Annotated in this window: 6 protein-coding genes; all 6 read left to right on the top strand. The window is 69.7% G+C overall.

Annotation, left to right across the window (positions count from 1 at the left end; translation table 11 throughout):
* Window positions 1-92: 92 nt before the first annotated feature.
* The 6 genes from VLK66_RS03225 (at window position 93) to VLK66_RS03205 (ending at window position 7,074) form a co-directional block, all read left to right on the top strand.
* Window positions 93-1,328: an MFS transporter gene (locus VLK66_RS03225; RefSeq protein WP_325307868.1), complete on the top strand. Its 1,236-nt coding sequence runs from the start codon at window positions 93-95 to the stop codon at window positions 1,326-1,328.
* 190 nt (window positions 1,329-1,518) lie between these two features.
* Window positions 1,519-1,752, top strand: a complete 234-nt coding sequence (locus VLK66_RS28715) for a DUF4160 domain-containing protein (protein ID WP_414676451.1) — start codon at window positions 1,519-1,521, stop codon at window positions 1,750-1,752.
* Window positions 1,742-2,212 carry a DUF2442 domain-containing protein gene (locus VLK66_RS03220; RefSeq protein WP_325307867.1) on the top strand — a complete coding sequence of 157 codons (471 nt, stop codon included), beginning with the start codon at window positions 1,742-1,744 and terminating at the stop codon, window positions 2,210-2,212. The genes VLK66_RS28715 and VLK66_RS03220 overlap by 11 nt, the downstream gene beginning before the upstream one ends.
* Window positions 2,213-2,393: 181 nt before the next feature.
* Window positions 2,394-3,317 (top strand): aldo/keto reductase, encoded by a 924-nt coding sequence (locus VLK66_RS03215; protein WP_349260477.1) that lies wholly within the window; start codon window positions 2,394-2,396, stop codon window positions 3,315-3,317.
* Window positions 3,318-3,485: 168 nt separating this feature from the next.
* On the top strand, window positions 3,486-5,744 hold the full coding sequence (locus VLK66_RS03210; RefSeq protein ID WP_325307864.1) for a S9 family peptidase: 2,259 nt from the start codon (window positions 3,486-3,488) through the stop codon (window positions 5,742-5,744).
* Between the two features lie 286 nt (window positions 5,745-6,030).
* Complete coding sequence (locus VLK66_RS03205; RefSeq protein WP_325307862.1) at window positions 6,031-7,074, top strand: META domain-containing protein; 1,044 nt, start codon at window positions 6,031-6,033, stop codon at window positions 7,072-7,074.
* The last annotated feature ends 588 nt before the right edge of the window (window positions 7,075-7,662 follow it).

The raw sequence follows: 7,662 nt of genomic DNA, 5'->3' as shown, positions 1-7,662 counted from the left end.
CCCAAGGGCCGTGCCCGCGGTCGATTGCCCGGCGGCGGGCGGACCGCTACCATCCGCGGCTTCCCCGCACCCCGCACCGGCGACCCGCGCTGATGGCTGAAGACCGACACGATCCGTACGTCTCGCTGCGCAACCGCGACTTCCTGTGGTTCGTGGCCAGCCTGGTGGCGATGACGCTGGGGACCATGGTGCAGGCCACCGTCGTCGCCTGGCAGGTGTACGCGCTCACCAACGATCCGCTGTCGCTGGGGCTGGTGGGGCTGGCGGAGGCGCTGCCCTTCATCGGCGCGGCGCTGTACGCGGGGCACGTGGCCGACCTGTACCACCGCAAGCGGCTGTCGCTCGTCGCCATCGCCGTGCAGACGGTGTGCGGGCTGGCGCTGCTGGCCTTCACGCTGCGGCCGGGGTTCCTGGGGCCCGGACACGTGTGGCCGGTCTTCGCGGTGGTGTTCGCGAGCGGGCTGGCGCGGAGCTTCCTGCAGCCCGCCCGCACCGCGCTGGCCGCCGAGATCGTGCCGCGCGAGACGTACGCGAACGCGGTGGCGTGGCGGTCGTCGCTCTGGCAGTTCGCGGCGGTGGTGGGGCCCGCGCTGGGCGGCATGCTGTACGGCTTCTCGGGCGCCAGGCTGTCGTACGCGGTCGAGGCCGCGCTGTGCGTGGTCGGGCTCGTGCTGTTCGCGCGCATCGCCTACACGCGCGCCCCCGCCGCCGCGCAGGAGGGAAGCATCTACGACAACCTGACGGTGGGGATCCGCTTCCTGCTCACCCAGCCGGAGCTGCTGGGCGCGCAGGTGCTGGACCTGTTCTCGGTGCTCTTCGGCGGGGCGACGGCGCTGCTCCCCATCTTCGCCTCCGACTACCTGCACGTCGGCCCGCAGGGCCTGGGCGTGCTGCGCGCCGCGCCCGCCGCCGGCGCGGTGCTCATCTCCGTGGTCCTCGCGCACCGGCGGCTGCGGAGTGCGGGGCGGACGCTGTTCATCTGCGTGGCGGCGTTCGGCGCGTGCTGGATCGTGTTCGCGCTGTCGCGCTCGTTCTGGCTCTCGCTGGGAATCCTCTTCGTGAGCGGAATGCTGGACAACGTGAGCGTGGTCATCCGCTCCACCCTGCTCACCATCCGCACCCCGCCCGCGCTGCTGGGCCGCGTGAGCGCGGTGAACCAGATCTTCATCGGCTCGTCCAACGAGATCGGCTCGTTCGAGTCCGGCGTGGCGGCCCGGCTGCTCGGCACCATCAACTCCGTCCTCCTCGGCGGCCTGGTGACGCTCGGCGTCGTCGGCGTCACCGCGTGGAAGACGCCCGCGCTCCGGAACCTGGACGAGCTGAGCTGAACCCGATCTCCCTCCCCTGCCGATCCCTTGCCGGTGAACAGATGCAAGCCATTTCGCGCGTTAGCGGCCAGCGCAAACACAAAATTGGACAATCCGACATAGACTGATTATCGTGGCGAACCTTCCGGTGGAGATCCCGCCACGCGCTGACTTGCGCGCTTTACAGAACCCAAGCGTCAGGTTAATATCGATGCCGATCGTTCACAGGGAGGGGCCGTTCCGATTCAGGATCTGGCCCGCCGATCACGAGCCACCGCACGTGCACGTCTACAATGGAGATGGGATGTGCATCATCGAGATTGAAACCGCCCGTCTCCGCAAGGTAAGCGGCATGCGGGGCCCGGACGCGGACGATGCCACGGTGATCGTGATTCACAACCGGGCGAAGCTCCTGGCCGAATGGAGGAGGATCCATGGCGTTTAAGGTGATCACCGAAGAGGAATACCTCGCCGCCGTGGAGCGCGGCCGGATCGCCGACGAGACGGAGCCTCGGGCGGTATCCGCGCGGTACAACCACGACACCGGCCGCATCGAGATCGAGCTCAGAAACGGGTGCCTCTTCGCCTTCCCCGCCCAGTACGGACAGGGGCTGCGCGGGGCCACGCCGGAGCAGCTGGCAGCGGTGGAGATCCTGGGCTTCGGCGAGGCGCTGCACTGGGAGGAGATCGACGCCGATCTGGGCGTACCGCAGCTGGTCGCGGGCGTGTTCGGCAGCAAGGCTTGGATGCGCGAGCTGGGGCGCGCGGGCGGCAAGGTGCAGTCCGACGCCAAGGCCCGCGCCTCGCGCGAGAACGGGAAGAAGGGCGGACGGCCGCGGAAGACGCGCACCGTCCCGTCCACGCAGGAGCCGCAGCCGGCCGCGCGGAAGAAGCGCGCCGGCTGATCTCGCGGGCGGGATGGAGGATCGGAATCGAGCCCGCGGACGGAGGCGATCGGCGGGCCTCGGGTCCGCCGGTTCTTCGCATCTACCGAGCTCGAGCCACGGGTGACGCGGGCCGGGCGCGGGTGTTGCGGGCGCGCCCGGCGAGTTCTGAGGGCAGGATCACACGAAACGGGTGGGGATGATGGAGACGCGGCGGATCGGATCGCTCGAGGTGTCGGTGGTGGGGTTGGGGTGCAACAACTTCGGGCGGCGGGTGGATGCGGCGGGGACGGCGGCGGTGGTCGATGCCGCGCTCGACGCGGGGGTGAACTTCCTGGACACGGCCGACATCTACGGCGGCGACGGGCTGAGCGAGGAGTACCTGGGGCGCGCGCTGCAGGGCCGCCGCGAGCGCGTGGTGCTGGCGACCAAGTTCGGGATGAAGATGGACGAGCAGCGCCAGGGCGCGCACCCGGACTACGTCCGCCGCGCCGCGGAAGACAGCCTGCGGCGGCTGCGGACGGACCGCATCGACCTGTACCAGCTGCACCAGCCGGACCCGTCCGTGCCCATCGCCGACACGCTGGGCGCGATGGACGAGCTGGTGAAGGCGGGGAAGGTGCGCGAGATCGGCTGCTCCAACTTCTCCCCCGCGCAGCTGCGCGAGGCGGAAGACGCGGTGCGGCCGGGCGGCGCGCGCTTCGTGAGCGTGCAGAACGAGTACAGCCTGATCCACCGCGACCCCGAACAGGGGGTGCTGGACGAGTGCGAGCGGCTGGGCATCGCCTTCATCCCCTACTTCCCGCTCGCCAGCGGCCTATTGACGGGGAAGTACCGGCGCGGCCAGCCGGTGCCGCAGGGCGCGCGGCTGACGGAGGACCGGTACGCGGACAAGCGCTCGGAGCAGAACCTCGACCTCGTCGAGCGGCTGGTCGCGTTCTGCGAGGCGCGGGGGCACACGCTGCTGGAGCTGGCCTTCTCCTGGCTGCTGACCCGCCGCACCGTGGCCTCCGTCATCGCCGGGGCGACGCGGCCGGAGCAGGTGCACGGCAACGCGCGGGCGGCCGGCTGGACGCTGTCGGACGAGGAGCTGGCGGAGGTGGACCGCATCCTCGCCGCGGCCTGACCGGTCGCGGGAGCCGGAGCCGCGGGGCGATCTCCCTCCGCGGCTCCGCGTCCCCGCGGTGAGACATTCTCCGCGTTGCCCGTGCCGGTTTCGTGGCGTAGCTTGGGCGCTTCGTGCATCGCGCTCCGGCTCCCGGTCTCCCGAATCCCCATCTTCCCCGAAACCCGAATGACCCATCCGATGAAGACGCGCATCGCGCCGGTGCTGCTGGCGCTCGCGCTGGCCGTTCCCACGCTGGCCGGCGCGCAGCAGAAGCAGCGCTTCGCCAGCATCCAGGAGGCGCTGGCGGCCGGGGGCATGCTGGCGGGGCGCGGCGGGCCGGCCAGCGTGAACTGGATCGAGGGCGGCAACCGCTTCAGCTTCCTGGACCGCGATGCGTCCGGGAAGGACGTCATCAAGGGGTACGACCCGGCCACCGGCGCCGAGAGCACCATCTTCTCCGCGCAGGGGCTGACCTTTCCGGGAACGCAGACGCCGTTCGAGTACGAGAGCTTCCAGTGGGCGCAGGACTCGAAGCACCTGGTGTTCCAGTCCAACTTCCAGCCCATCTACCGCCGCTCGGGAACGGCGGACTACTACATCTACTCGCTGGGCGACCGCTCGCTGCAGCTGGCCACGCGCGGCGCGCGCACGGCCGAGCTCTCGCCCGACGGCACCATGCTGGGCTTCGAGCGCGGCGGCGACATGTACGTGACCGACATGGCCACGCACACCGAGCGCCGGCTGACCAGCGACGGCACCGCGCACGTGTTCAACGGCCACTTCGACTGGGTGTACGAGGAGGAGTTCGGGATCGCGCAGGCGTGGAGCTGGTCGCCCGACAGCCGCCACATCGCCTTCTGGCAGGTGGACGAGCGCGCCGAGCCGGTGACGCAGCTCAGCGACCTGTCGGGGATGCACCCGCGCTACGACAGCATCCCCTACCCGCTGGTCGGCGACCCGAACCCCAGGGTGCGCATCGGCGTGGTGGACGCGAAGAGCGGGCGCCGGACCTGGCTGGACACCGGGCTCACCGGCGACTTCTACATCCCCCGCGTCTACTGGACCAGCCGGGCCGACTCGCTGGCGGTGCTCACGCTGAACCGCGCGCAGAACGAGCTGCGCGTCTTCTTCTTCGACGTGAACACCGGCGGCAGGCGGCAGGTGATGACGCAGAAGTCCGACACGTGGATCGACGTGTACGACTTCTACGCCGGGATCGAGAACATGATGACGTTCCCGGAGGGGATGCACGAGTTCTTCTGGATCAGCGACCAGGACGGGTGGCAGCACGTCTACCGCTACGACTACTCGGGCCGGCTGGTGAACCAGGTGACGAAGGGGCCGTTCACCGTCACCCGCATCGAGGGGATCGACCCGCGCACGCAGACGGTGTACTACTCGTCCACGCAGGCGTCGCCGCTGCAGCGCCAGCTGTACGCGGTGGAGTTCGACGGCACGGGCACGCGGCGCATCACCACCGAGGAGGGAACGCACCGCTTCGACATGTCGCCCAACGCGGCGTACTTCATCGACCGCTGGAGCAGCGTGCGGCAGCCGCGGCAGGTGGAGCTGTGGTCCACCGCGCGCGGGAAGCTGCGGACCATGGAGGCCAACGCGCAGGTCACGCAGTGGCTGGCCACGCACGAGTACTCGCCCGCCGAGCCGTTCTCGTTCACCACCAGCGACGGGGTGCGGGTCGACGCGTCGATGGTGAAGCCCGTGCCGTTCGATCCCACGAAGCGCTACCCCGTCGTCTTCGACATCTACGGCGGGCCGGGGTCGCAGCAGGTGTACGACGAGTTCGGCAACGACGGCTACGACCAGTGGCTGGCGCAGCACGGCTACATCGTCATCGGCGTGAACAACCGCGCGACCAACAACTACGGCGCGGCATTCATGAAGCGGGTGTACAAGCACCTGGGAACGTGGGAGGCGCGCGACTTCGCCGAGACGGCTCGCCATCTCGCCACGCTGCCGTACGTGGACGCGCGGCGGGTGGGAATCATCGGCACCAGCTACGGCGGGTATGCCACGCTGATGGCCATGGAGCTGTATCCCGAGCTCTTCCCGGTGGGGGTGGCGAACAGCGCGGTGGCGGACTGGCGCTTCTACGACTCGATCTACACCGAGCGCTACATGGGGCTGCTCGGCGAGAACCTGGCCGGCTACAAGGAAAGCTCGCCGCTGGAGAACGTGTCGAAGCTCCGCGGGCACCTGCTGCTGATCCACTCGCTGCTCGACGACAACGTGCACCCGCAGAACACCATGCAGCTGCTGACCGCGCTCACCGCGGCGGGGAAGGACGTGGACTTCCGCCTCTACCCGCCCGGGCACCACGGCGCGGCGTACGACTTCGCCAGCTACCGGTTGATGACCGAGGTGCAGGACCAGTTCCTGAACCGCTGGCTGCAGGGCCCCAACCCGCCGGCCATCGCGTCGCGGTAGATTCCTTTCGGTAGATGGAAATCGGGCGGGCACCCGGGCTTCGGCGCGGGTGCCCGCTCTCCTTTTGTCCCCACCTGAGTGGTTGCAGGCCGAAGGATCTGTGGGGGAGGTCGCACGTGCGCTTCCGGATTGCACGGCTGTTCTCCGATTGGTACCAAACCTGGGGTCAAGCGGTTGGGGATGAAGAGACTATGGCGCTCCGGCGCAAACAAGCATATTTATCGGACTCCCGCTGCATCCAACGTCGAACATCCCCATCCCCACCGCCACATCACCCGGAGTACGGATGATGCGCTCCCGCGCGCTTCTCGCGATCCTCCCGCTCCCGATCGCCATCTCCACCTCGCTCCCCGCCCAGCGCGCCGCCGCGGACACCGCGTGGGCGCTCGCCGCGCCGGTGACGTACGCGGGCGACCTGCCCTGCGCCGACTGCGCCGCCATCCACCGCACGCTCACGCTGCGCCCCGACGGGACGTACCTGAGCCGCGACGTGTACCGCGGCGCCGCGGGCGACACCGCGCAGATGGTGGAGATGGGGCGCTGGAGCGTGACCGGCGACGCGCGCCGCATCTCGCTGCGCGGCGGGGAAACGCCGGTGTGGTTCGGCGTGCGCGGGGCCGCGACGCTCCGGATGCTGGACGAGAGCGGGAACGAGATCGCCTCGCGGCAGCAGTACGACCTGGCCCGCACTCCGTCGCCCGACACTGCGTCGCCGCCGCTGGCGCTGCTCGGCGCCTTCGCCGCCACGGCTGATGCGGCGACCTTCACCGACTGCGCCAGCGGGATGCAGCTCGCCGTGGCGCGCGAGGGCGACTGGGCGTCGCTGGAGCGCGCGTACCAGCAGGCGTCCTCGTCGCCGGGAACGCCGGTCGCCGTGCGCGTCGAGGGCCGCATCACCCGTGGCGCGGAGGGAGAGAACGGGCCGTCGAACCTGCTCGTCGTGGACCGCTTCGCCGAGGTGCAGCCGAACGCGCGGTGCGCGGCGACGGACGGCGCGGCGCGGCTGGAGGAGGGGACGTGGACGCTGACCAGCGTGGGCGGGATGGCGCCCGAGGCGGGGTCGCCGGCGCCCACGCTCACGCTGGACCCGGGCGAGCACGCGGCCAGCGGCTTCGCGGGGTGCAACCAGTTCTTCGGGCGCTACGTGCGCCGCGGCAGCGACCTGCGCTTCGCCGACCTGGGCGCCACGCGCATGGCCTGCGCGGCCACGATGATGCTGGAGACGCGCTACATGGCCGCGCTGAACGCCACCACGCGCTTCGAGGCCAGTGGCGACACCCTCACCCTCTTCGCCGGCGGCCGCGCCGTGGCGACGTTCGGCAGGATGTGACGCGGATCTCCGCAAAACCAGTCGTCCCCGCGTCGCACGCGTCCGCGGAGGATGAAATGGAGGCGTCCTCCGCAACCGTAACCAGCCTCCGAGCCAAACAAGCCTCGCGCAGTTTGCGAGGCTTCCCGTTGTTGTTGCTGCGACTTCAGTCGCCGGTGACAGCGCCAGCCGGTCGCACCGCAATCAGTGTCCGCACGGCCGGTGGTGTGATCCGGGTAGAGGATCGCCGCCTGCAATTCGGTAGATGGGAAAATCCAGCGGGCACCCGGGCTTCGGCGCGGGTGCCCGCCGCCGTTTGATCTCACGCGGAGACGCGGAGACGCGGAAACCATGCAGAGGCCGCGGAGGAGTTCACCAATGGTGATTTTCCTCCGCGGCCTCCGCGCCCTTCGGGTGAGACTGCTTCTCTTCTACGTCATACCGATTTCGAGAATCGGCTGTGCATTTCCTCAGCGAACGTGCGGCACCGGCTATAGATCCTTCGGCCTGCAAATACCTGTGCAGATTCAGCTTGCACTGTGGCCGGCCTCAGGATGACGTCTCCCTAGTCTTGAGCGGAAATGCACAGGTAATCTCCAGATACGGTAT

Source organism: Longimicrobium sp., assembly GCF_035474595.1.
GTDB lineage: Bacteria > Gemmatimonadota > Gemmatimonadetes > Longimicrobiales > Longimicrobiaceae > Longimicrobium.
This window is presented reverse-complemented; position numbering and strand designations above follow the sequence as displayed.

What these genes read in the sequence shown, in the direction of transcription:
- VLK66_RS03225 (WP_325307868.1), top strand. Translation starts at nt 93, where the DNA reads ATGGCTGAAGACCGACACGATCCGTACGTCTCGCTGCGCAACCGCGAC.
- VLK66_RS28715 (WP_414676451.1), top strand. Translation starts at nt 1,519, where the DNA reads ATGCCGATCGTTCACAGGGAGGGGCCGTTCCGATTCAGGATCTGGCCC.
- VLK66_RS03220 (WP_325307867.1), top strand. Translation starts at nt 1,742, where the DNA reads ATGGCGTTTAAGGTGATCACCGAAGAGGAATACCTCGCCGCCGTGGAG.
- VLK66_RS03215 (WP_349260477.1), top strand. Translation starts at nt 2,394, where the DNA reads ATGGAGACGCGGCGGATCGGATCGCTCGAGGTGTCGGTGGTGGGGTTG.
- VLK66_RS03210 (WP_325307864.1), top strand. Translation starts at nt 3,486, where the DNA reads ATGACCCATCCGATGAAGACGCGCATCGCGCCGGTGCTGCTGGCGCTC.
- VLK66_RS03205 (WP_325307862.1), top strand. Translation starts at nt 6,031, where the DNA reads ATGATGCGCTCCCGCGCGCTTCTCGCGATCCTCCCGCTCCCGATCGCC.